The following is a 24377-nucleotide window of genomic DNA, read 5'->3' on the forward strand; positions in this document are numbered from 1 at the left end:
ACTATTTTAGTCAAGATCTATTCAAGTCACCCTCTTTAATTACTTATAACACATTTGTAAGATATAAGAACCTAAGACAGGGTAATTAAAAGCCTACTTGCGGCTTTGAACGCAAAATAATAGACTAGTGCTATTAAACAAAAAAACATGGAAAAGTGATGTACCCAACAATAAGATTAAGAAGAAATAGAAAAACGCGGTGGCTAAGAGAATTAGTAGAGGAGAATAGGCTTGGCGTGGATGATTTAGTGCTAGCATTATTTGTGGTTGAGGGCGAGAACCAGCGTCAAGAGATCAAAACTATGCCTGGCATATATAGATTATCTATTGATCAAGTAGTATTGACGGCTAGGCAGGCTTATGCAAATGGCATAAATGCTATAATACTCTTCCCTTGTATAGATCCAAAATTAAAAAGCGATAATGCTGATGAAGCATATAATCTAGACAACTTAATGTGTAGAACTATACGAAGTATAAAAAATGCCAACATCGATATTGGTATAATATGTGATGTTGCCCTAGATCCTTACACTACCCATGCACATGATGGTATTCTAAATAATGGGGATGTAGATAATGATAGAACGGTTAAAGCTTTGTGCAATCAAGCTTTAGTTTTAGCAAAAGCTGGGGTAGATATTGTAGCCCCATCTGATATGATGGATGGTAGGATTATGGGCATACGTCAAATACTAGATTCAGAAGGGTTTATTAACGTTAATATACTATCTTATGCGGTAAAATATGCTTCAAGTTGTTATGGTCCATTCAGAGATGCATTGAACAATAATAAGACAGCTTATCTAAATAAAGCGACCTACCAAATGGACGTACGTAATAGCAGAGAAGCTATGTTAGAGATAGAACATGATCTTGCCGAAGGTGCAGATATGATTATGATTAAACCTGGTATGATGTTTCTAGACATCATAGCACAAGCGGTCAATAACTTTAATACTACTATATTTGCTTATCAGGTAAGTGGTGAATATTCCATGTTAAGATTTGCGGCAGATGCCAATGCCTTAAATTGGCAAGCAAGCATAATAGAATCATTAGTATGTTTTAAGCGTGCTGGAGCAAAGGGCATTGTTAGCTATGCTGCATTAGAAGTAGCACAAATATTGAATAAGTAGTCTGTTATAAAAAAATAGTATCGCAAAGGTGAAGAATACAATGCAAAAAAAATGTAATATTAATTCGAATTGTCAGGCTAATATTGTTATAAAAATTATCTTAGTAGTAGGTTTATTGATAACTATTACGTCATTGTATTTTTGGTTATCTTTTGATATACCGCAAAAACCCCTTGCTGGGAAGGGAGGAGAGGATAATATTGACGTGCAAATTGGTGGACACTTTGAGCTAACTGATCAAGACGGCAAGACTTTTAATAGTGATAATTTGAAAGGAAAATTAAGTTTAATTTATTTTGGTTTTACTTATTGCCCTGATATTTGTCCTACTTCTTTGCAAAAATTAACAGAGGTCATTAATACTCTTGATAAATATAAAATTGATGTTGAATTTGTTTTTATTACTGTAGATCCTCAGCGTGATACTCCAGCAGTGCTTAAAGAATATTTAAAGCATTTTAATCCTAAATTTATTGGTTTAACAGGTAATGAACAACAAATTAAAGAGGTGGCTGATAAGTTTAAAGTGTATTATGCTAAAGCAAATGATGGTGAAAATTATATGATTGATCATTCTTCTTTTAGTTATTTAATGGATCAACAAGGGAAATATATAAAGCATTTTTACTTAAATAGTTCTGCTCAAGAGATTATAGATTTTATTAGAGTGAAGCAGCAAAATCAAAAAAGATATTAAGATGTTTAATTATCTACTAGTCTCATACCTGTTTGCTTTTGCTGCTCTTGCATTATTGTTAATAACAAGTTGGCTAGATTATAATAAAATTAAAGTTAGATCAAGTAATGCAAAAAAAGGTAAAAAATAGATTAAAGTTTATATTATTTTACCTTTTATGCAGTGCTGGGGGAATATATATGATATTATACAATCTTGAAGATAGTGTAGTATTTTTTTACCCTCCGTCAAAAATTAACGAGTCAAAACTTGGCAAAGAATTGAGAGTAGGGGGCTTAGTTAAAGTAGGCTCAATCAGAAAAATTACTGCTGATAAAGTGCATTTTGTCATTACAGATGACATTAAAGACCTAGAAATATCTTACCAAGGAGTTTTACCCGCCTTATTTCGTGAGAATCAAGGGATAGTAGCTGTAGGTAAGTTATCAGGTAATATATTCATAGCTCGTGAGTTATTAACTAAGCATGATGAAAATTATTCTCCAGCCTCACCTAACGTAGTTAAAAGACAAACTGGCTAAAAATATGCTATGAGACAATAATGATTATTCGAATCATCTTAATTTTAACATGTTTTTTTGTAGTTAAAGTACAAGCTTTACCTGTTACTCGTGATACAGGTAGCTTACCAGGGTGGTATAGTTCTAGACTTATCTAATCTTAATAATAGACTTCTTTCGAAACTCTACTTCTGCTGGTGATTTGGACAATAATGATGCGGTACTCGAATCCGTAACGGAATTAGAGTACGCTGCGGTTCGAGGTGAAGCTTCTCCTTCAAATCCCTCAGCACAAGCGAGTTTCGAAAGAGCAATTATCTTTTATCTAAATTTTATAAAAACTATTTAGAAGAGTTATAATCAAATTTAGGTTATTTGTTATGTAATGATGTGCAAATATGCTTTGCAAGAGTTTTGCTTATACCTTTTACCTTAGATAATTCCTCAATAGTAGCATCACATATTGCTTTATATGAGCCAAAATAATGTAACAAGGCTTTTTTTCGGATAAGACCAACTGAATTTATGTCATCTAGACTAGAAACTTTAATGCCTTTGGAACGACGTAGCCTATGATTTTTTATAGCAAAATTATGTGCTTCATCACGCAGAATCTGTAAATATTTCATAATTGGCAGGTTTTTATCGATTGTAAAAGACTCTTTACCGGGCATATGAAATTGTTCGCATCCGGCATTTCTGTCAGGTCCTTTTGACATACAAACAAATGGAATTGCAAGGTCGAATTCTGCCATTATTTTTTGTACTACTGATAGATGTCCTTTTCCTCCATCAATAATCATCAAACTAACTATACTCTTTAGAGGTTCGTTTTTTAATCTTGTAAATCTTCTTGTTAGGACTGTTCTTAGCATTTCATAATCATCACCTCTATTAGCATCACCTCCTTTGGCATAACCACTGGAAGCGGGTATATTAAAAATCCTATATTCTTTTTTATCGAAACCGAATTTAGTTGCAACGATCATACTACCTACGGCAAATGTTCCCATAATGTGACTATTATCATAAACTTCTATTCTATCTGGTAGTAGTGGTAGGTTGAATAATTGTTGTATTTGTTGAAAGATCATTTGATTTTTAGCAAATTGTTTTAAATGCTGATCAAGTGCTAGCTGGCCATTCAATTCAGCATTTTCTAATAATTTTACTTTATTACCACGGATAGGGTGTATTATAGACAATTTATTATTAGCACTAAGTTGTTTAATAGCTTTAGTTACTAATTCTAGATCAATGATTGGATGATTTATAATTATCTCATCTGGAATCTGAGCAGTTTGATAAAATTGATTGATAAATTGTGTTAAAATTTCAGCTTTGTTGCTCTCTTCAGTGTGAATTGGGAAATAAGGTATATTTCCGTAAGATTGACTGAATCTATATACAAATAGTTGGATACAGTAATAATTATTTTTTTCAACAATAGCTATAACATCAGCATTTTTTATAGAACTACTGGATAAGGTTGATTTTAGTTGGATATAACTCAGTGCTTTTATTCGGTCTCGTATTTCGGCAGCAGCTTCAAAACGTAATTGTAGACTTAATTGTTCCATTTTGTCAGATAGAGTTTTTTGTAGTTCCTTAGTTTTACCAATTAAGAAGTCTCTTACTTGGCTAACCAGCTCACTATAATCTTCTTTAGTAATTTTGCCAACACATGGGGCAGAGCATCTACCAATTTGGTATTGTAAACAAGGACGCTGGCGGTTCTTAAAATAATTATCACTACAAGAACGTAGTTTAAAAATTTTTTGTAATTCTTTTAGGGTAGTATCTACTTGCTCTGAAGAAACAAACGGACCAAAGAATTCACCACTAGATAAATTTTTTCCTCTATATTTAATTAATTGTGGGTAATCAGTATCCAAACGTAATTTGACATAGGGAAAAGATTTGTCATCTTTAAGTAATATGTTAAATTTTGGCTGAAACTTTTTGATTAATTGTGCTTCAAGTAATAAAGCTTCAATTTCGGAGTTAGTAACATTATACTCTAAATGATGTGTTAGAGATAGCATGCGTATTGTTTTATTGTCAAGATCAGTTTTAATATAGTTAGTAAGACGTTTTTTTAGATTCTTAGCTTTCCCCACATAGATAACTTGCTGATCAGCACCCAGCATTTTATAAACCCCAGGAAGATTAGGAGCATTCTCAAGATGAGATTTTATTAATTCACTACCTATAAGTTTAGATTTTTGTAACATAATTTACCAAACAACCTGAGTTTGACATAACATTAACTGTACGTACGACTGTATACTGCTCGTAAATGAAGAGTTGGTAGACGATAGTATAACTTCAAGAAGAGCTAGGCAGTAGCAAAGTCAAGCGGCGTAGCGTACATGAGTAACTAGGCAGCTTCGATCTTTGGTCGCGGGAATGCCAATTCTTGAAGTTCTACCTGAGTATACTCCTTATTTATCAAGGCTTATAGCTCAACTTTCAAATTACCTAGCTTTTTGGTAATTAATCCTATGCAGAAGACTAACAAACTGCACATAGTACCAACAAAGACAGCCTTTAGACGAAAATTATGAGTGAAAAAATATGTCCAAATGAGAAAAGATGTGACCCCGCTTAATCCACATAAAACCATCATTTTTTGTGTTATAGTAATGTTGAAAAGAGCAAATACTAGAGGGACTAATATTAGTGGTCCCCAAAATCCAGTAATAAACATTACTAAATCAATTACATTATTAAATTTTAAGGCAACAATTATTGCAAAGCTGCCGATTACGACATTAGTGATTCTAGCAATTAACAATAATTTCTTTTGATTTTGTATTTTAAAAATAGGATTTAATAAGTCCTTCACTAAAGCTATTGAGGTAACATTTAAATCAGAATCAGCAGTAGACATAACTGCTGCAAGTAAGCCAACTATCACAAAGCCTTGTAACCCTGAGGGCACTATTTGATCAATTAGGTGTGGTAATGCAAGATTAGAGGAGTAATTGGGATAAAGATTATAGGCAATCAAACCATTTAAGGTGATAAATATTAAGAATATAGTATATATAACTGATTTTATATATATAGCGGTACTAGTCTTTTTTACATTATTATTAATTAGAGCCCTCTGAATAAAATTAGGATATAAATTCATTACACAAAAACCTAGAATGACAGTTATCGTATTAATAAATATCTCACTGGCAAAATTATTATTATAGATAAAATACACTTTTTCATTAGGTAGTTGTTGGATAAATTCACTGATGCCAACTTTATTGAGACCACATATGGCAATAACTGGAATAGCCATTATCATTGCAAAGAATTGTAATAAATTAGTAAACATAATCGATTGTAATCCACCAATAGTTGTGTAGATGATAACAATTCCATAACTTAATATTACTCCTTCTAAATAATTAATCTTTAAAATATATTGAAAAATATAACCACTAACGCTAATTTGGGCAGCAACAAAGCCTATAGATACCATAACAGATGCAGTGCCAGCAATAAAACGACCTGATATACTATAATATTTTACCATTATATCACCGACACTTTCTGCTCCATAATGTTTAGTTATTTGGGGTACAAGATAAATAGCTATGAGTATATCGATTGGTAGAGTAAGTATTAGTCCGTAGCTATACGATAAATCACCGGAAAAGGCTTTTTCAGCAATACCAAAAGTAGCACCTCCACCAACAGATGAAGCAAAAATAGTTGCAACCAACAATAGTTTACTATTGCTAGTCTTACCTTGAACGGTAGCATAATCTGTAAAACTTATAAGTCTAGATCTGTAGTATGTACCAACAATAAGTATTGATAGCAAATATACTAATACAATAATATTATCAAGGGTCATTCTAATTATTTTTATTGAAAGTGGCAGAGTATAATATAAAAAAACTTTTTCAATAACTGCAATTATCTTTATATATATCTTTTCTATGTTTTATAGCGACTATAAAAATCGTTTTGTCAAAGGATATCAGAAACAAGCAATGCTACAAGATCGTTTGTTACCTTCGAGTATTTGTAAATGAATTTTGGTTATAGGTCTAGGTAATATTTTTTCAATTAGTTCTGGCCATTCAATTAGACAAAGATTACCCTGAAGGGCTTCTTCTATACCTAGTTCATAAATTTCTTCTAAGTAGTTTAAACGATAAAGATCAAAATGATAAATCGTGAATTTTGATGTCGTATAAATTTGTAGCAAATTAAAAGTAGGACTAATAATATGAGTAGCAGAGCCACAAAAATACTTTATGATCTCTCGACATATAAATGTTTTTCCGCAGCCTAAACCACCGGAAAAAGTTATAATTTCACTAGATTCTAAATTTTTAGCAATAGTTTGTGCAAACGATATAGAATCTTGTTCATTGTTTAAAATAATAGACTCTTGTTGAAACTTCATTGGATCTACAAATTTGGGAGTGAATCAATAGAAGCTAGGAAACTGACTGTTTCTCCTCTTCCAAGCGATCAACCTTAGTTAAGAACCAATCTATATTTTTAGAGATAAGGCTTCTAGAAAACGTCCATTCTTCTTGCATATATTTTATACTACTAGTTATTTTTTCACCTGTGAATAATACTTTTATGAAAATATTATTAGCGAATGTATAAGCTTCAGAAATTTTAGCATCTAGTACGCTGCCATTGACAAATTCTCCATAAGTTTCAGAAAAAATATGGAATTCTTGTATATATCTTTTATCCACCAATGTAAGTAAATCTTCAATATCATCATCATTAGAGGCTTCAATAATCAGTTCCAAGGCTGCTTTTGCACTATGTAGAAATTTTCTTGCTTTAAATGATGGAAGTTTAGCCAATACAGCTTCAAGACCAGCTATTATAGCAGTGGAATTCTCTTCAACTATTAACCCATCAAGCTCCATAGGGTAAATAGTAGGGGTTTTTACCACGCTATGAGGCAAATTATTCTTAAAAATATTACCAGCAGCAGTTTTTGCTGTATAAGTAACGTCTTTGATTCCTGTTTCACCGAAAAAGGAAGATTTGCGTTTAGCTGGATCGTCCTCTGATGTAGAGCCAAGAGTAGCAATTAGCCTATTTATAATAATAAAAGCAACTCCAGCAAAAATCAACAACTCTATTATTTGAGCAGACATTAATATAACTCTATTAGTTTGAATTCCTTATATATCCCTAAATTCGATGTAACAAGTTAACACTAGACTCAGTGTCATCTCTGTTAGGGGTGTGATGTTACCCTAGGCTATTAAACCAATGTCTTACATCGAACTTAAGATTATACATATTCTATTGTAAAATTTAAAGATTTGGAAGTTATTTATGCACCAAAATACTTAGTGCAAGTACAAAATATGTTATAAGTGACAATTATTATTTATTTTAGGTGAATATGATAATAAAATATTTAAAAAAAATCTTTAAAGCTAAGTCCTGTAAATCACATATATTTATTGATTTTACTGCTTTAGGGAATTCGGAATTTAGGGATGTAAAAGTTAGTATAGAGGCATATCGTAAAAATGTTATAATGTTATAGTTTATCGATGTGTGAATTTAATAGCACAGTCAGCAAGTCATGTACCTTGGATAGTTAGTAAAAATAATCGAGGAGCTTTGGAAAAAATACCAAATCATCCTGTTTATAATTTATACCAATTGCAATAATTAACGCAGTGGTCTAAGATGGGTTTTTAACTGATAAAAGGTACTCAAATGGCTAGGTTAATATTACCACAAGGTTTTCATGGTCATGATTTTATAAAAATGATGAAACATGAGCCGCATGGTCGAAATCGTATACGTTTATTGGCGATGTATCACCTTCAATTAGGCAAATCTTTTAAAGCCATATCTGAAATAGTGAAGTCACACTGGAAAACCGTGCAATCATGGCTCAGAAGATTTAGGAATCATGGTTTTGAAGGATTATTTGAATCACAAAGAAGCGGTGCCCCTAGGAAGATTAACACTATACAAGAATCTGCTCTTTTTGATAAAATCAATACGCTCAGTAAAAGTAAAACTGGTGGGTATATAACTGGAAAAGAGCTACATATCATGTTAGTTGAGGAATATGGTGCTAAATGTGCTTTAAAAACAGTCTACAATACTATGCACCGCCTTGGTTTTAGCTGGATTACTTCTCGTTCAATGCATCCAAAATCAAATCAAGAGACTCAACATAGATATAAAAAAACTTTCCAGACATATTAACAAAATTATTAGCAAAAATATCGATAGATGTAAAGTTGATATATGGTCTCAGGATGAAACTAGAGTTGGGCAACAAGGTAGCTTAACTCGTATATGGGCTAAGCGTGGCACTAGACCCCGTAAAGTTCGGCAACAGCAATTTATTTCAACATATATTTACGGAGCTGCTTGCCATGAGACAGGAGAAGCTTGTGCATTAATTTTACCATATGCAAACACACAGGCAATGAATAAATTCTTAGAAGAGCTTTCTCGCAGTATTCAAGGCAACCGACATATAGCTTTACTAACGGATAATGCAGGTTGGCACACAGCCAAAAAACTAACTGTGCCAAGCAATATCACTTTGATACCGCTTCCGCCCTATGCACCGGAACTTAATGCAATGGAACAAGTTTGGGAATGGATTAAAAATCATTTCTTGTCTAACCAATGTTATGGTGTATATGAAGATATCGTTACTATGGCTTGTTACGCTTGGAATCAACTTGCTCATAATGTAGATTTAGTAAAATCAATTATGTATAGAGATTGGATAAATACACCGTGTTAATTATTACAATTGGTATAATAAGAAAGTGGTCGGAGCAGAGAGATTTGAACTCCCGACCCTTTGGTCCCAAACCAAATGCGCTACCAGGCTGCGCCATGCTCCGAAAAATAAATGATGAAGACTAACAATAAAGTGTTAGTGGATTCATATTGCCTAATTATATAAACTATAATATAAGTCAAATCAATTTTTTTATTTTAAAATTTCATCATATTTATTAAATGTCTTCATTACATGCATCAATATTAACCATATTTCCAGAAATGTTCCCTGGATTTTTGCAATATTCCCTTGCAGGGCAAGCCTTAGAAAAGGGTATTTGGTCTTATAATGTGGTTAATATAAAAGATTTTGGATTAACTCGGCATAAAAATGTTGATGATGAGCATTATGGTGGTGGTAACGGACTGATAATGCGTCCAGATGTGGTGGGTAGTTGTATAGAGCATGTTTTGTCTTCAAATCCTAATGCCAAAATATATTATCCCTCACCAAGAGGAAAGCTATTTACCCAAAATATTGCTCGTGAAATTATACAAGAAAAGCAAATAATAATTTTATGTGGTCGCTTTGAAGGGGTTGACGAACGTGTAATTGAAGAGTATAATATGACGGAAATTAGTATAGGGGATTATATTTTATCTGGTGGTGAGGTGGCAGCTCTTGCTATTCTTGATTGCTTGATTAGATTACTTCCGAATGTATTACTGAATCAAGACACATTGCAATCAGAATCTTTTGAGGAAAATGGAGAGTTCGCTGGATTGCTTGAATGTCCTCTATATACGAGACCGGCAAAGTGGAAAAATAGAGAAGTTCCGAGTATTTTGTTGTCTGGTAATCATCAGTTAATTAGAGATTGGAAAAGCAAGCAATCTTTAGAGATTACTAAAAAACGTAGGCCGGATTTATTAAATATTTATAGGAGTTTAAGGTAATGAATATTATTGAAGAGTTTGAACAACAGCAAATTCTAAAACTAACGGAAAATAAAAAGATTTCTGACTTTAAAGCAGGGGATACTGTAAAGGTTACTGTAAAAATAATTGATCGAGCAGTTGAAAAAGAGGGTAAGGAAAAATTACTAGAAAGATTTCAAATGTATGAAGGTGTAGTAATTGCTAGAAGAAATAGTGGTGTTGTATCTTCTTTTGTAGTTCGTAAGGTCAGTCATGGTGAAGGTATAGAAAGACGATTTATGATTTTCTCACCAATTGTACATTCGATTGAAGTTGTTAAATATGGTGTAGTACGTCGTGCTAAACTATATTATTTAAGAAATCTAAGTGGTAAAGCAGCTAGAATTAAAGAAAAACTTCAAGTAAATCCTAATAAAGTAATTAAGAAAAAGGTGGTTGCTTAAGGGGAAGGACGGCTAAGGATGTAGAAGCTCTTTAGCTGCCTTCAAGATCGCATCGGTAATAGATTTGCCTGAGATCATACGAGCAAGTTCAGCTTGCCTCTCTTGAAGATTTAGATTTTTTATAGTAATTTTAGTACTTTCATTCAATTGTAGCTTGTTAACGACAATATGCTGATCTGCCTTACCTGCCACTTGCGGTTGGTGAGTAATTGCGATAACTTGGGCAATAGAGCTAAGATTTTTTAGTTTTTCTCCTACTTTATCGGCTACGATACCACCAATTCCCGTATCTATTTCATCAAAAATAATAGTTTCCTTAAGTAGTTTATCAAAAAGACAAATTTTTAGTGCTAACATAAATCTTGATAATTCACCACCAGAAGCAATTTTATCAATAGGAGCAAGTTGCATACCAGGGTTAGTTGAGGCAACGAAACGCACATTATCGATACCATTATCTGATACCTTAGATAACATTACTTTAGAAGTATCCCTGTCTTCCAAAAAATGTTTATTGTCATTTTGGTTTGCAATATTATCCTTAGATACTATTTCTACTTTAAAAATCGCTTTTTCCATTTTAAGTTGTTCAAGCTCTTTTTGCATAGCTAATTCTAGGTTCTTGGCTATTTTAGAACGCTGATGCGATAAAGTTTCAGCTAGTTCAAAATATTTTTTATGACCAGCTAGCTTATTAATATCTAGGATTTTAACGTTATTAATTTTATCCTTCAGGGCATTTAATTGTTGGGTAGAATTGTCAACAAATTCAGGTATTGTATCGCAAGAAATATTATATTTTCGTGCTATGTCACGAATTTTAAACAGCCTTTCTTCCACTGCATCTAAGTTAAATTCATTTGTATCAAAGTTATTAATAATGTTTTGTAATTTTATACGTGCTTCTTCTAGACTATTATAACAATCATCTAAATTTAATGAAATAGAGGCAAATTCTTCATTTTCCTGTAAGTTACGGGCTATTAAACGTTGAACATTAGTAATGGACTTATTAATTTCAGGAGTTTCAAGATGTGATAATATATCTTGAGTTACTTGTATTTCTTTATCACGATTTTGTAAACTGCGTCTTATAGTGGTAAGTTTTTCTTCTTCTCCTACTTGATAGTCAAGAGTTTTTAATTCCTTGGTTACAAAATTTAAATAATCTATCTCTCGTTCTATAGTATCTTTATCTTTTGTGACTTTATTGATTTCTTTAGTAGTTGCTTGTAAAATATTGAAATGCTTGGATAATTCAGCTCTTAAACCTAGAAGGTTTCCATAATCGTCTAGAATATTAATATGGGAGGAGGGGGTAAGAAGGGTAGTAGGGCTATTTTGTCCATGAAGTTCAAATAAATAATCTGCTACTTGTTGTAAGGTATTTACTGTCACCGCTTGATCATTTATAAGAAATTTTTTGCGGTTACCAGATTTTTGGATACGTTTTATCAGTAATTCTTGGTCACACTCAATATTAAATTGTTCCAAAAGCTTTTTTAAATCATTATTGAGAGTAAATGTTGTAGCAACCGTACAATAATCGCATCCATGTTTTATTACATTATCAGAGAATTTGTTACCTAAAGAGAACAAAATTGCATCTAGCAAAATAGACTTACCAGCTCCAGTTTCACCGGTAATCACACATAGTCCTTTTTCAAACTCTATGTCTAATTCATCTATCAGAATAAAATTCTTCACCGAAAGACTTTGTAACATTTTGCCTCTTGTATAACTCTACTTTTGTTGCTAATTTGGGCATCTAGGTCACTCGATACCATCTAATGCGGATTCAGGATAAGAATTAACTAATTCTTATCCTGAATTCGCGTAAATAAGTTTTGCTTAATATATCCTTTATCTGCATACATAATTCCAGTTAAACCATTGGTTAACTCAGGTATACTCAGGTAGAACTTCAAGAATTGGCGTTCCCGCGACCAAAGATCGAAGCTGCCTAGTTACTCATGTACGCTACGCTGCTCGACTTTGCTACTGCCTAGCTCTTCTTGAAGTTCACCGAGTATATAATGAAACTGTTGCAATAAACCCATATATAGAGCCTAAATAAGGTACTTATGCTAGAGAATTTGTAGAAGAGGCAAGAAAAGCAGAAAACCGTAAGCAGTATGAAAGTCTGCATTATGGATTTGAACTCAAGAGTCACATAAAATCTACCAGCAAAAGTAGAATTGTAAAAAAATTCTATTATTGCGATGGTGTTTTATTTGGTCCCTTTGGAAAGTTGTTAATAAACGGTTGGCAATATTTATACCAGTTACTATCTGGATAGTTGTGACCAAGTACTGCAGCATATTTCTTTGCTTCAATGTTAAGCCCCAACATTAAATAACTTTCTACTAAACGATAAAGTGCTTCTGGTATATGTGATGTAGTTTGGTAATTATCCACAATAAGCTGAAATCTATTGATAGCAGCTATCGGGTTATTTTTACTGAGATAATAACGACCTACATCCATTTCCTTACCGGCTAAATGATCATTTACTAAATCAATTTTTAAAGATGCATCAATTGAATATTTTGTTTTAGGGAAAAGTTTTATAACATCTTCAAAACTTTCTTTAGCTAAAAAGGTTCTTGATTGATCAAGCTGTACATTTGAGATTTGCATATAATACGATAATGCCTTTAGGTAATACGCATATGCAATATCTTCATGCATTGGATGAAGCTTAATAAAAGTATCAAGTACATCTACCGCTTCCTCATACTGACATGCTAAAAATAAAGAATAGGCTTGCATTAACTCAGCTTGAGGAGTCATTTTATTACCAGGATCTTGATAAAAAATTCTAGAAAATTCCTCGGCAGCTTTCAAATATTTTTGTTTTTCCAGTAAAACAATGCCATTATTGTATAATTCAGGAGCTGGAACAATTAAATCTTCATCTATCTTCTTAGTTTTACAGCTAGATAAAGCTAAGCAGGTAGTGATGGTATAAAATAATAATTTTGTTAATTTCATATAGAGCTTACAAGTTTTTTTAAATTTAATCTCTTAATTATATAGGATTTTACTATATTATATCGAACTCATGTTACAATATTAAAAATGTGTAGAAAACTTTAGATGGAAAAGTTGCTTTTCATCATAAGGTTTCTTTTTAATTGGCCAAGCCCAATCCATTCTGATAGGGGCAAAGCGAGTAACCCATATAAAACCCACCCCAACAGAAGCACGAAGTGATTTATCATTATAAAAACTATCAGATTTATAAATACTTTTAGAATTTAATCCTACACCCCAAAGACTACCAGCATCCATAAAAACAGCTCCAGTTAAATTAAAATCTTCTGGTAAACCAGTTGGAAAGTTGAGTTCTGTTGAAAATGTATAATATTTTTCTCCGCCAAGACCTTCATTTGTTGTTTTTTCTCTAGGACCTATTCCACTAGCAGCAAATCCTCTAAGGCTATAATCACCCAAATTAAACCGATCAGCAATTCTTACAGTTTTACCTCCTACACCCATAATATCACCGACACTACTTGAAAGTTTTAAAGTGAATTTATTATTGATAAAAGATTTAAAATATTTACCGTCTAGTTCATGTTTTAAATATTTATTATTACCCCCAACACCAGCAAATTCCTGAGTGCCGCTAATAACATAACCATTTTTAGGAATAATACTACTATCAAGCTGAGCATAAGTGATAGTATGTCCGATGGCTGATGTGATGAATTTTTCCATCTGTTCAGTTAAGAATATAGAACTTGCATTACCTGGAGAGCTTAATACATCTCTCTTAAGAGTATAGTCAATTTCATGTCTTAAGTCTTCCGCAATATCATAACCAAGAGAAGGTTTGAGTCCCATAGATTTTAACGTATAATTTTGATCTCCTTGTGAAAAACATGAAGTCCCACGACCGCTATAATTATTGAAAACATTAAAACCTAGCGATACATCTTTATCAAGAAAATGAGGTTCGGTTATGCCACCATAGTAACTAATACTCTTTTTTCCTACTTGTACTCCAGCATTTAACACTTTTCCAGTACCAATTAAATTACGTTCCAAAAATGATATACGTCCAAATGGTCCTCCCGCTGTGTTATAGCCAGCATCAAAACTAATTGAAGATGTTGATTTTTCCTCAACGTCAATATTAATATCATATTTATCTTTTCGTGTTGTTGGTGTAACGCTAATAAGTACTTTTTCAAAATAATCCAAATTACGTAGATTCTGATGACCTTTTTCTATATAAGAACGGTTAAATATATCTCCTTCAGAAATTCTAAATTCTCGTCTAATAACTTTATCTTCAGTTTTGAGATTATTCATAATATTAATTTGATTAATAAATACTTTTTCTGCCTTATCTATAACAAATTTAATATCCGCAGTATTATCAGGGTTTTTACTACTTATATCAGGGTAAACATTAATTCCTGGATAACCTTTACTTGCAAAATGTGAAGAGATTTTATTTGCTATTTTATTTAAACTATTAATATTAAATGTATCACCCGACTTAACATTCATATATTTTTTAATTTCATTTATATCAATATTAGGTAATTTATTATCAATAGTAATGTTGCCAAAATTATATTTTGCCCCTTCTTCAATAGAGTAAGTGATAGTAAAATATTCTTTGGTTGGATTGAGTTCTGCTGTAACAGAAATAACACGAAAATCGGCAAATCCTACTGACTGATAGAATTCCTTTAACAATTCTTTATCATACTCTAGGCGGTCTGGATCGTAGGTATCATTTGTTTCTAAAAAGTTAAACCATTTTGACTGTTTTGTTAGGATAACAGGTTGTAGTTCTGTACTACGGTAATTATTATTTCCACTGAAATAGATTTTTTTAACAGTTGTTTTAGGTCCTTCTGCAATATCAAAAGTAACTTTTACTCTGTCATTCTCAAGCCTCTCAATTTTTGGCGTTACGGTTGTAGAAAAACGACCTGAACGTTTATATATCTCTTTAATTTTTTCCACATCTAGTTGGATTTTAGCTGGACTCATTGATTCACCAGACATGGTAAGCAATTCTTTTGATAATGAGGATGTTTTGATTTTAGAATTACCTGTAAACACTACTTTAGTAATAAACGGAGTTTCTGATACAGTAACTATCAAATTACCACCATTGACTAGTGTAATACTTATATTGTCAAACAAAGACGTTGAGTAAAGGTTTTTGATTGCTTCATCTCCTTTGGATGTATTATATTCTTCTCCTACTTGAAGCTTTAAGTAATTTTCAATAGTCGATTTTTCGATTATTTTATTACATTGAATAGTTATTTTTTTAATATACTCAGCCGATAAAGCTGATGTATTATATAAAACGGTTGTTGCCAAAATAGCTAGTTTAATAGTTGATTTGACGTTTGTTTCCACAAGAACCTTCTTTTGTTTGGTTTTATAAGTCATACTGAAATTTAAAATACTAAGTTTTTTATATCATTTGACAAGGAAATTACAATAAGAAAAATAATTATCCCCATACCTAGTCTTAGTATAACATTTTTTATAGCTGCACTAAGTGGTTTTCCAAAAATTGTTTGATATATTATGAACATTAAATGTCCACCATCTAGAACTGGAATCGGTAGCAAATTAAGTAGACCTAGATTAATTGATATCATGGCAACAAATAGGGCAAAATTTGCTACCCCTTGTTCTAAAGATTTTCCTGATTCCTTGGCAATGGTAATTGGTCCACCAATTTCATTTAACGATCTTGTTCCCATTAGCATTTGTCCAAAGTGTCTTAAAATTAAACCTGAGATATAAACAACATCTACAGAACCTTGATATATACTTTGGAAAATATTCATTTTTATAAAAATAGGTTCATTTTTAGCAATAACTCCTATATAAGGTTTTTTTATCTCAGGTTGATTATCCAATTTTTGACTAATCTCCTTTGGAGTTATAACAATATTAATAATCTCATCATGTCTTTCAACTAAAAGATTGATGGGTTTAGTCCCGCTCATGAATATATTTCTCTGTAAATCGACAAAACTATCAATTTTATTAGTGCCAATCATAATAACTTTATCATTTTCTCTAAGCCCAGCTAATTCAGCAGGTGAATTGACCGCTACTTCACCAATTATAGGAGGTATTTCTACTTGACCATGAGAAAAATAAATAGTTGTGAATATGAGAATGGCTAACAAGTAATTAGCTATAGGTCCAGCAGCTATAATTAAGAATTGAACCCAAAGAGGCTTGCTAAGAAAAGTGAGTGGTCTATTATCCTGAGTATTTTTAAGTGTTGCAGGGTCAAATCCATAAATTTTAACGTAACCACCGAAGGGTAGGGTGCAAATTTTCCATTTTACGCCATCTTTGTCGATTTTAGAGAAGAGTTCCTTACCAAAACCTATCGAGAATTCCTCAACCTTTACTCCAAATATTTTAGCTATGTAATAATGACCAAACTCATGAATAAAGACTAATAAGCTGATTGTTAGAATAAATCCGAATATTGATAACATACAACTCATTATTTTTTAAAGAGGTTTACTAAGTTATGCTTTTTTGCTATAGCTAATAGATTAAATACCAATACATCAAAATTTTTATGACCACCAAAATTAGTACCAAAACAATAGCACGTATTGCTGCAGTACAAGCAATTTATCAGTATAAACCGGAGAGTCCTGATCAAAACATAGATCGGATCATGCAACAAATTGTTCAATTCTATCAAGATGAACGAGTAGCTAATGATTTAAACAAACCAATAAAAGTGAAGTTAAGTATAAGTTATTTTGAATTGTTAGTAAAGTCTGTAGTTGTAAATTTACCTCAAATTGATAAGATGATATCAAGGCATTTGACATCGGAATGGCAAATTACTAGCTTACCTGTTCTGCTTCTTGCTCTTTTGCGTGTGGCAATTTGTGAATTACAATTTTTTCCAAATGTTCCAAGTAAAGTGGTAATTAATGAATTCACCGACATTACAAGTGATATGTTGAATGAAAATGAGGTTGGTTTTGTTAATTCTGTATTGGATAGAATTGCTAAAAAATCTAGCGAGATCATGTGTCATGACATCTAATATATTAGGGTTTAGAGGTAAATTTGTTGCCATTAAAACTACAAAAAAGCGTAAAAATTCGTCAAAACAGTGGCTCACGCGCCAATTAAATGATCCATATGTTGCTAAAGCAAAGCTTGATGGTTATAGATCTAGGTCAGCTTATAAGTTGCTGGAAATCCATGAAAAATTTAATCTGTTAAAACCAGGGATGAAATTAGTCGATTTAGGTGCTGCACCAGGTGGATGGAGTCAAGTGGCTAGCAGAATTATTAAATCTGATGAGTCACGTGGTAATAATAGCGTGATAATTGCAGTTGATTTACTTGGCATCGAACCAATTATTGGTGTGCATTGTTTGCAAAAAGACTTTTATGCTGAAGATACAAAAGAGATTATTATCAAGATGCTCGATGGTAGTGCTGATGTGGTAATGAGTGATATGGCTGCGAATACGACGGGTCATGCAACAACTGACCATATTCGGACTCTTGACTTATGTGAGCATGCGATTGACTTTGCCTTAAAAATTTTAAGACCGGGTGGGCATTTTATTGCTAAAATTTTTCGAGGTGGTACGGAGAATAATGTGCTAAACAGAGTTAAACTTAATTTTCATAAGGTCAAGCATTTTAAACCGTCTTCTAGTCGTAAAGAGTCAGTAGAGGTTTATTTAATTGCTTTAAATAAGAAATCTGAAGACAGTGAAGGAAAAACTTGATTATCGAGTAAAATGGATAAAATTTCATGACCATAAGTTTTTCATTTTATTAAAAAAACTAGCATCATCCTCATCTTTGTCGCTTGTAAATTCTTTATCCAGCAATTCTAGTAATTCTTTTTGTTTTTTATTAAGATTCTTTGGTATCTCAATATGTATGTGAGCAAACATATCACCTCTAATGCTTGATCTAACCTTAGACATACCTTTGCCTTTTAACCTAAGTTGTTCGCCATTTTGTGTGCCAGCGGGTATTTGTAATTTTACCTTACCGCCTTCTATATCGGGAACTTCTACTTCTCCACCTAAAACAGCTTTAATAAAGCTAATGGGTAGTCTGCAATGCAAATTAATTCCATCAACTTTATAGAGGTCATGCGGTTTAATAGTAACAAAAATATACAAATCCCCGTTATTTCCTCCTCGTACTCCGGCATCTCCTTCACCAGTAAGCCTTATTCTAGTACCTTCTTCAATACCAGCTGGAATATTTACTAATAAATTTCTATGTTGTGAGTAACGCCCCTGACCATGACATTTTTTGCATGGATTTTTAATTATTTGTCCTGCACCTTGGCATTTTGCACAAGTTTGTTCTAATGTAAAGAAGCCTTGTTGTCTTCTAGTAACCCCTTGTCCTGCACAAGCGTTACATTTGGTCATTCCGGCATTACTTTCTGACCCGTTGCCGTTACATGTTTGGCATTTTACTTCACTGGTAAAACTAATATTTTTGTCGATACCACGAAATGCTTCTTGCAAAGTAACTGTGATATCATATTTTAGATCTGAACCTCTAATATTAGTTGATGGTCGTTGTCTTCTTGTCCCGCTGCCCATAAAATCATTAAAAAACTCACCAAATATATCATTTATATCAGGTCCACTATTGTTATGTCTTCCAGCTGACGATGCTCCACCTGAATTCTGAAAGGCATCATGTCCAAAACGATCATAGGCAGCTCTTTTTTGTTCATCTTTTAGGATATCATAAGCACTGCTTATTTCCTTGAACTTTTTTTCTGCTTGTTTATCCTGTGTATTACGGTCAGGATGATATTGCATCGCCAATTTATGATAAGCTTTTTTTAGCTCTTCCTGGGTAGCAGTTTTACTAACCCCAAGTATTTGGTAATAATCTTTTGTCGACATAATTAAGTATATCTTATTTTAAATTTTACTTTTAGCTAACTCGAATAGGGTTACTCGTCATTGCGAGGAGTCGCGAAAAAGCGGCTACGCGGCAATCCAGGGTACACGAAGCTTTACTCTAAAAAAAACAGCTTCCTGTTTACCTGGATCGCCACGGCATCTAAAGAGCCTTGCTATGACGATTATAGAAAAATGTAGGGTACTATGTGGTTGCCACTACACTCATGTGGTCTTGTAATGACGGAAGTATTTTCACCCATCGTCATTGCGAGGAGCCACTTTAGCGGCAACGAAGCAATCTACATTCATTAGTAATTACTTATTGCTTACATCCTCGTAATTAGCATCAACTACTTTATCGTCATTACTTGCTTCAGATTCCGCATTATTATCGTCGCCTGACGGAGATTTATACATAGCTTCTCCTATTTTCATACTACTAGCCATCAGAGTGTTAGTTTTTGCTTTAATTTCTTCAAGATTATCAGACTCTAAAGCTGCTTTTAACTCTGTTATGCTATTTTCTACTTCTTGTTTATCACTAGCTGATATTTTACTATCGTGTTCTTTTAGAGTTTTTTCAGTTGAATAAATTAAGCTATCAGCACTATTTCTAGCCTCAATTAATTCACGACGCTTTTTATCATCCTCAGCGTTTTTTTCTGCATCTTTTACCATTTGTTCAATTTCTGTATCACTAAGACCTCCAGAAGCTTGAATAGTTACTTTTTGTTCCTTACCACTAGCTTTATCCTTGGCAGAAACATGAACTATACCATTAACGTCTATATCAAAAGTTACTTCAATTTGCGGTAATCCTCGTGGTGCAGGCGGAATGCCATCAAGATTAAATTGGCCAAGTATCTTATTATCAGATGCCATTTCCCGTTCACCTTGGAATACCCTAATCGTTACAGCATGCTGGTTATCATCAGCAGTAGAGAATACCTGACTCTTTTTAGTCGGAATAGTAGTATTACGATCAATCAGCCTAGTAAATACCCCACCAAGAGTTTCAATACCTAAAGATAAAGGGGTGACATCTAGCAATAATATATCAGTAACTTCTTTATTTAATACCCCGCCTTGAATAGCAGCACCTAGAGCCACGACTTCATCAGGGTTAACTCCTCTATGTGGTTCACGACCAAAGAATTCCTTTACTTTCTCAATAACTTTTGGCATTCTAGTCATACCACCAACAAGTACTACTTCTTGAATATCCGAAGCTTTTAGCCCAGCATCTTTTAAAGCTTTCTTACATGGTTCTATTGTATCATCAATTAGCGTTGCCACTAAGGATTCTAATTTCGCCCTAGTAAATTTTATATTTAAATGCTTAGGACCTGAGCTATCAGCCGTAATATATGGCAAATTAACATCAGTTTGAGGTACAGATGATAATTCTTTTTTAGCTTTTTCAGCAGCTTCTTTCAGACGTTGCAAAGCTAAAGGATCTTTGCGTAAATCCATACCACTTTCTTTCTTAAATTCATCAATTAAATAATCTAGAATTCTTGAATCAAAATCTTCTCCGCCAAGGAAAGTATTACCGTTGGTAGATTTAACTTCAAATACACCATTACCTATTTCTAAAATTGATACATCGAACGTACCACCACCAAGATCATAAACGGCAATTATTTTGCTTTCGGCTTTATCAAAACCATATGCTAAAGCGGCCGCTGTTGGTTCATTGATTATCCTTAATACTTCCAAACCAGCAATTTTACCAGCATCTTTGGTTGCTTGACGTTGTGCATCATTAAAATATGCCGGTACAGTAATGACTGCTTGTGTTACCTTCTCACCAAGATAATTCTCGGCTGTTTCTTTCATTTTCTGTAGAATATAAGCACTAATCTGACTAGGAGAATATTTTTCTCCTTTAACTTCAACCCAAGCATCATTATTAGCAGCTTTTACTATCTTGTATGGTACAAGATCTTGGTCTTTTTTTACCATAGGATCAGAGAAACCTCTACCTATCAATCTTTTAATACCATATAAAGTATTTTGTGGATTGGTTACAGCTTGACGTTTTGCTGGATCGCCAATTAATTTTTCACCGTCATTACCAAATCCTACCATTGAAGGAGTAGTCCTAACTCCTTCAGCATTTGCTATAACTCTTGGTTCTTTTCCTTCCATTACCGCGACGCAAGAATTTGTTGTTCCTAAATCTATACCTATGATCTTTGCCATATACACTCCTAATCCCAATTTAATAAATCAACTTGATAAGTTTTGATATAGTGTCTTCTCGTCAATTTTACAAGAGGTAGCTGTGAAAAAAAATTATATCATGTCCTTATCGCCAGAGCAGAACATTTGGGACGAGTCACCTATTTCACTTTGTACATTTCTACGATTTTGAATACCCCTAATTCTCTCTTTATTAGAATTTTCTCTTACCTCGATTAATCCTTGTATAAGATATTTTATACTAATTGCAATAATGAACACGGTGTTATAAAATGGGTTTTTAACTGATAAATAGGTACTCAAATAGCTAGGTTAATATTACCGCAAGGTTTTGAAGGTCATGATTTTATAAAAATGATGAAACATGAGCCGCATGGTCGAAATCGTATACGTGTATTGGCGATGTATCACCTTCAATTAGGCAAATCTTTTAAAGCCATATCTGAAATAGTGAAGTCACACTGGAAAACTGTGCAATCATGGCTCAGAAGATTTAGGAATCATGGTTTTGAAGGATTATTTGAATCACAAAGAAGCGCTGCCCCTAGGAAGATTAACAGTATACAAGAGTCTGCTATTTTTGATAAAATCAATACGCTCAGTGAAAGTAAAACTGGTGGGTATATAACTGGAAAGGAGCTACATATCATGTTAGTTGAGGAATATGGTGCTAAATGTGCTTTAAAAACAGTCTACAATACTATGCACCGCCTTGGTTTTAGCTGGGTTACTTCTCGTTCAATGCATCCAAAATCACATCAAGAGACTCAAAATAGATATAAAAAAACTTTCCAGACATGTTAACAAAATTATTAGCAAAAAATATCGATAGATGTAAAGTTGATATATGGTCTCAGGATGAAACTAGAGTTGGGCAACAAGGTAGCTTAACTCGTATATGGGCTAAGCGTGGCACTAGACCCCGTAAAGTTCGGCAACAGCAATTTATTTCAACATATATTTACGGAGCTGCTTGCCATGAGACAGGAGAAGCTTGTGCATTAATTTTACCATATGCAAACACACAGGCAATGAATAAATTCTTAGAAGAGCTTTCTCGCAGTATTCAAGGCAACCGACATATAGCTTTACTAACGGATAATGCAGGTTGGCACACAGCCAAAAAACTAACTGTGCCAAGCAATATCACTTTGATACCGCTTCCGCCCTATGCACCGGAACTTAATGCAATGGAACAAGTTTGGGAATGGATTAAAAATCATTTCTTGTCTAACCAATGTTATGGTGTATATGAAGATATCGTTACTATGGTTTGTTACGCTTGGAATCAACTTGCTCATAATGTAGATTTAGTAAAATCAATTATGTATAGAGATTGGATAAATACACCGTGTTCATTATTGCAATTAGTATTATACCACCAAAATCTAACCGTAAAGTATAACGTGAATATGATAAACATACTTATAAGGAACGATATTTAATTGAGTACTTATTTGGTAAAATCAAACATTTTAGGCGTATATTTTCTAGATTTGATAAGGCTCCAGCCACTTTCTTAGCTTTTCTAAATTTCGTTGGAACTTTAATATGGTTACGTTAAAATTTTTGTCAACAGAACCTAGCCAAAATATTTGCAAAATTGACTTGCAATAATACTTAAAAACATTATACTTACGTCTATTAGCAACGTGGCTTTGGTATGCCTAGTTTTTGCTAGACTGATCTTAAAATACCAAATAAAGGAATTATAATGCCTAAATTAAAAACAAAATCAGCGGTAAAAAAGCGCTTTAAGCTTACTGCTACTGGCAAAGTCTGTGCCACTCAAGCTGGAAAAAAGCACTTCATGCGACGTCGTACAAAATCTCAGCTTCGTAACCTTAGAGGAACAACAATTCTCTGTGATCAAGATGCAAAGAACTTGAAAAAATTCTTTCTTCCATATGGAATTTAATAATTTAAATAAGGAAATAGGTGAGATATGTCACGAGTAAAATCAGGAAAAGTTTCAAAAAATCGTCATAAAAAAATTCTCAAACTTGCTAAAGGTTATAGGGGGAGATCGAATAATTGCTTTAGGGTAGCAATTGAAAAAGTTGAAAAAGCTCTACAATATGCTTATAGAGATCGTAGAAATCGTAAGCGTGATTTTAGAGGGCTTTGGATACAAAGAATTAATGCAGCAGTACGTGAGCATGATTTAGTATATTCGCAGTTTATGGGTGGACTGAAAAAAGCTGCCATAGATATTGATCGCAAGGTGCTAGCTGAATTGGCAGTCAACAACCCACAAGGTTTTGCAGATATAGTAGTGCAGGTAAAGACTCATCTGCAATAGACTTATTATTAAACCGCTTGAATCATTCTACTTTTGCTGGTAATTTGGACGTTGGGATTAGACTCGAATCCGTAACGGAATTAGAGTATGCTGCGGTTCGAGGTGAAGCGTCTCCTTCAAATCCCTCAGCATAAGCGAGTTTCGAAAGAGGTCTATTGAATGGAGTGTTATATTTTAATAATCAGGTGGGCAGCTGCTTCAAACCTGATTGTTTCTATATATAACACTGAATTCGCAGGCTATTTTAATTAATTTCAACCACTATTTGGTTGCCAATCTAGAACCGATTTAACTGTAACCGCTATACTGCATGATACCATTGAGGATACTAAACTTACCAACAGCAAGATTGCCTATATCTTTAGTGATCTAATCGCTGATCAGATAGAAAAACTAACTAGGGGTAAGTGCGACAGAAAGATTAGCTCGGCATAAATCATGGAATTATTATAGCAGCACAAGATATATGATATCATAATGG

General features: G+C 33.1%; 24 protein-coding genes and 1 tRNA gene. 13 read left to right on the forward strand and 12 right to left on the reverse strand.

The annotated features are described in order from the left end of the window. The first annotated feature begins 158 nt into the window (after positions 1 to 158). The 3 genes from hemB (at position 159) to ccmE (ending at position 2357) form a co-directional block, all read left to right on the forward strand. Positions 159 to 1139, forward strand: coding sequence for a porphobilinogen synthase (hemB, locus tag ACFE3K_RS03055; RefSeq protein ID WP_375359313.1), 981 nt, complete (start codon positions 159 to 161; stop codon positions 1137 to 1139). 40 nt (positions 1140 to 1179) lie between these two features. Next, positions 1180 to 1836, forward strand: coding sequence for an SCO family protein (locus ACFE3K_RS03060; protein WP_375359314.1), 657 nt, complete (start codon positions 1180 to 1182; stop codon positions 1834 to 1836). A 107-nt stretch (positions 1837 to 1943) separates the two neighbouring features. Then, positions 1944 to 2357 (forward strand): cytochrome c maturation protein CcmE, encoded by a 414-nt coding sequence (gene ccmE, locus ACFE3K_RS03065; RefSeq protein ID WP_375359315.1) that lies wholly within the window; start codon positions 1944 to 1946, stop codon positions 2355 to 2357. Positions 2358 to 2707: 350 nt separating this feature from the next. On the opposite strand, the gene uvrC is transcribed toward ccmE, so the two are convergent. From uvrC to ACFE3K_RS03085, 4 genes are all read right to left on the reverse strand, one after another. Next, positions 2708 to 4570 (reverse strand): excinuclease ABC subunit UvrC, encoded by a 1863-nt coding sequence (gene uvrC, locus ACFE3K_RS03070; protein ID WP_375359316.1) that lies wholly within the window; start codon positions 4568 to 4570, stop codon positions 2708 to 2710. A gap of 224 nt (positions 4571 to 4794) precedes the next feature. Then, positions 4795 to 6204: a sodium:solute symporter gene (locus tag ACFE3K_RS03075; RefSeq protein WP_375359466.1), complete on the reverse strand. Its 1410-nt coding sequence runs from the start codon at positions 6202 to 6204 to the stop codon at positions 4795 to 4797. A gap of 117 nt (positions 6205 to 6321) precedes the next feature. Beyond that, the gene (gene tsaE, locus ACFE3K_RS03080) at positions 6322 to 6753 is read right to left on the reverse strand and encodes a tRNA (adenosine(37)-N6)-threonylcarbamoyltransferase complex ATPase subunit type 1 TsaE (RefSeq protein ID WP_342259499.1); all 432 of its coding nucleotides are present in this window, start codon (positions 6751 to 6753) and stop codon (positions 6322 to 6324) included. A gap of 34 nt (positions 6754 to 6787) precedes the next feature. Then, a complete protein-coding gene (locus ACFE3K_RS03085; protein WP_375359317.1) occupies positions 6788 to 7474 on the reverse strand; it encodes a hypothetical protein in 687 nt (228 codons plus the stop codon). A gap of 577 nt (positions 7475 to 8051) precedes the next feature. On the opposite strand from ACFE3K_RS03085, the gene ACFE3K_RS03090 reads away from it, so the two are divergent. Both ACFE3K_RS03090 and ACFE3K_RS03095 read left to right on the forward strand, forming a co-directional pair. Next, on the forward strand, positions 8052 to 8552 hold the full coding sequence (locus ACFE3K_RS03090; protein WP_375359318.1) for a helix-turn-helix domain-containing protein: 501 nt from the start codon (positions 8052 to 8054) through the stop codon (positions 8550 to 8552). Further along, entirely contained in the window at positions 8461 to 9105 is a 645-nt protein-coding gene (locus ACFE3K_RS03095; protein ID WP_375359319.1) for an IS630 family transposase, read from the forward strand. The genes ACFE3K_RS03090 and ACFE3K_RS03095 overlap by 92 nt, the downstream gene beginning before the upstream one ends. 26 nt (positions 9106 to 9131) lie before the next feature. Here the strand turns inward: ACFE3K_RS03095 and ACFE3K_RS03100 are convergent. After that, a tRNA-Pro gene (locus tag ACFE3K_RS03100) sits at positions 9132 to 9208 on the reverse strand. Positions 9209 to 9326: 118 nt separating this feature from the next. On the opposite strand from ACFE3K_RS03100, the gene trmD reads away from it, so the two are divergent. Beyond that, complete coding sequence (trmD, locus tag ACFE3K_RS03105) at positions 9327 to 10043, forward strand: tRNA (guanosine(37)-N1)-methyltransferase TrmD (RefSeq protein ID WP_375359320.1); 717 nt, start codon at positions 9327 to 9329, stop codon at positions 10041 to 10043. Continuing rightward, a complete protein-coding gene (gene rplS, locus ACFE3K_RS03110; RefSeq protein ID WP_375359321.1) occupies positions 10043 to 10468 on the forward strand; it encodes a 50S ribosomal protein L19 in 426 nt (141 codons plus the stop codon). Before trmD ends, rplS begins: the two co-directional genes overlap by 1 nt. Before the next feature lie 12 nt (positions 10469 to 10480). On the opposite strand, the gene recN is transcribed toward rplS, so the two are convergent. The 4 genes from recN to rseP form a co-directional block, all read right to left on the reverse strand. Continuing rightward, positions 10481 to 12193 carry a DNA repair protein RecN gene (gene recN / locus ACFE3K_RS03115; protein WP_375359322.1) on the reverse strand — a complete coding sequence of 571 codons (1713 nt, stop codon included), beginning with the start codon at positions 12191 to 12193 and terminating at the stop codon, positions 10481 to 10483. 489 nt (positions 12194 to 12682) lie between these two features. Continuing rightward, on the reverse strand, positions 12683 to 13462 hold the full coding sequence (locus ACFE3K_RS03120; protein ID WP_375359323.1) for an outer membrane protein assembly factor BamD: 780 nt from the start codon (positions 13460 to 13462) through the stop codon (positions 12683 to 12685). Positions 13463 to 13543: 81 nt separating this feature from the next. Then, on the reverse strand, positions 13544 to 15859 hold the full coding sequence (bamA, locus tag ACFE3K_RS03125) for an outer membrane protein assembly factor BamA (RefSeq protein WP_375359324.1): 2316 nt from the start codon (positions 15857 to 15859) through the stop codon (positions 13544 to 13546). 41 nt (positions 15860 to 15900) lie between these two features. Beyond that, positions 15901 to 16968 carry an RIP metalloprotease RseP gene (rseP, locus tag ACFE3K_RS03130; protein ID WP_375359325.1) on the reverse strand — a complete coding sequence of 356 codons (1068 nt, stop codon included), beginning with the start codon at positions 16966 to 16968 and terminating at the stop codon, positions 15901 to 15903. 86 nt (positions 16969 to 17054) lie between these two features. On the opposite strand from rseP, the gene nusB reads away from it, so the two are divergent. Further along, positions 17055 to 17537 (forward strand): transcription antitermination factor NusB, encoded by a 483-nt coding sequence (gene nusB / locus ACFE3K_RS03135; protein WP_375359326.1) that lies wholly within the window; start codon positions 17055 to 17057, stop codon positions 17535 to 17537. Beyond that, positions 17527 to 18237, forward strand: coding sequence for an RlmE family RNA methyltransferase (locus tag ACFE3K_RS03140; RefSeq protein WP_375359327.1), 711 nt, complete (start codon positions 17527 to 17529; stop codon positions 18235 to 18237). The genes nusB and ACFE3K_RS03140 overlap by 11 nt, the downstream gene beginning before the upstream one ends. Positions 18238 to 18261: 24 nt before the next feature. Here the strand turns inward: ACFE3K_RS03140 and dnaJ are convergent, their stop codons facing one another. The 3 genes from dnaJ to ACFE3K_RS03155 all read right to left on the reverse strand — a co-directional run bounded on the left by dnaJ (position 18262) and on the right by ACFE3K_RS03155 (position 21855). Continuing rightward, the gene (gene dnaJ, locus ACFE3K_RS03145; protein ID WP_375359328.1) at positions 18262 to 19389 is read right to left on the reverse strand and encodes a molecular chaperone DnaJ; all 1128 of its coding nucleotides are present in this window, start codon (positions 19387 to 19389) and stop codon (positions 18262 to 18264) included. Between the two features lie 315 nt (positions 19390 to 19704). Further along, positions 19705 to 21594, reverse strand: a complete 1890-nt coding sequence (gene dnaK, locus ACFE3K_RS03150; protein WP_375359329.1) for a molecular chaperone DnaK — start codon at positions 21592 to 21594, stop codon at positions 19705 to 19707. Between the two features lie 93 nt (positions 21595 to 21687). Next, the gene (locus ACFE3K_RS03155; RefSeq protein WP_375359330.1) at positions 21688 to 21855 is read right to left on the reverse strand and encodes a hypothetical protein; all 168 of its coding nucleotides are present in this window, start codon (positions 21853 to 21855) and stop codon (positions 21688 to 21690) included. Positions 21856 to 21948: 93 nt separating this feature from the next. On the opposite strand from ACFE3K_RS03155, the gene ACFE3K_RS03160 reads away from it, so the two are divergent. From ACFE3K_RS03160 to rplT, 4 genes are all read left to right on the forward strand, one after another. After that, the gene (locus ACFE3K_RS03160) at positions 21949 to 22398 is read left to right on the forward strand and encodes a helix-turn-helix domain-containing protein (RefSeq protein WP_375359331.1); all 450 of its coding nucleotides are present in this window, start codon (positions 21949 to 21951) and stop codon (positions 22396 to 22398) included. Then, a complete protein-coding gene (locus ACFE3K_RS03165; protein WP_375359332.1) occupies positions 22392 to 23039 on the forward strand; it encodes an IS630 family transposase in 648 nt (215 codons plus the stop codon). Before ACFE3K_RS03160 ends, ACFE3K_RS03165 begins: the two co-directional genes overlap by 7 nt. Positions 23040 to 23308: 269 nt before the next feature. Next, the gene (gene rpmI, locus ACFE3K_RS03170) at positions 23309 to 23512 is read left to right on the forward strand and encodes a 50S ribosomal protein L35 (protein WP_341747956.1); all 204 of its coding nucleotides are present in this window, start codon (positions 23309 to 23311) and stop codon (positions 23510 to 23512) included. Positions 23513 to 23539: 27 nt separating this feature from the next. After that, complete coding sequence (rplT, locus tag ACFE3K_RS03175) at positions 23540 to 23896, forward strand: 50S ribosomal protein L20 (RefSeq protein ID WP_341747957.1); 357 nt, start codon at positions 23540 to 23542, stop codon at positions 23894 to 23896. The last annotated feature ends 481 nt before the right edge of the window (positions 23897 to 24377 follow it).

Source organism: Candidatus Tisiphia endosymbiont of Neophilaenus lineatus, from assembly GCF_964264975.1.
Classification (GTDB): domain Bacteria; phylum Pseudomonadota; class Alphaproteobacteria; order Rickettsiales; family Rickettsiaceae; genus Tisiphia.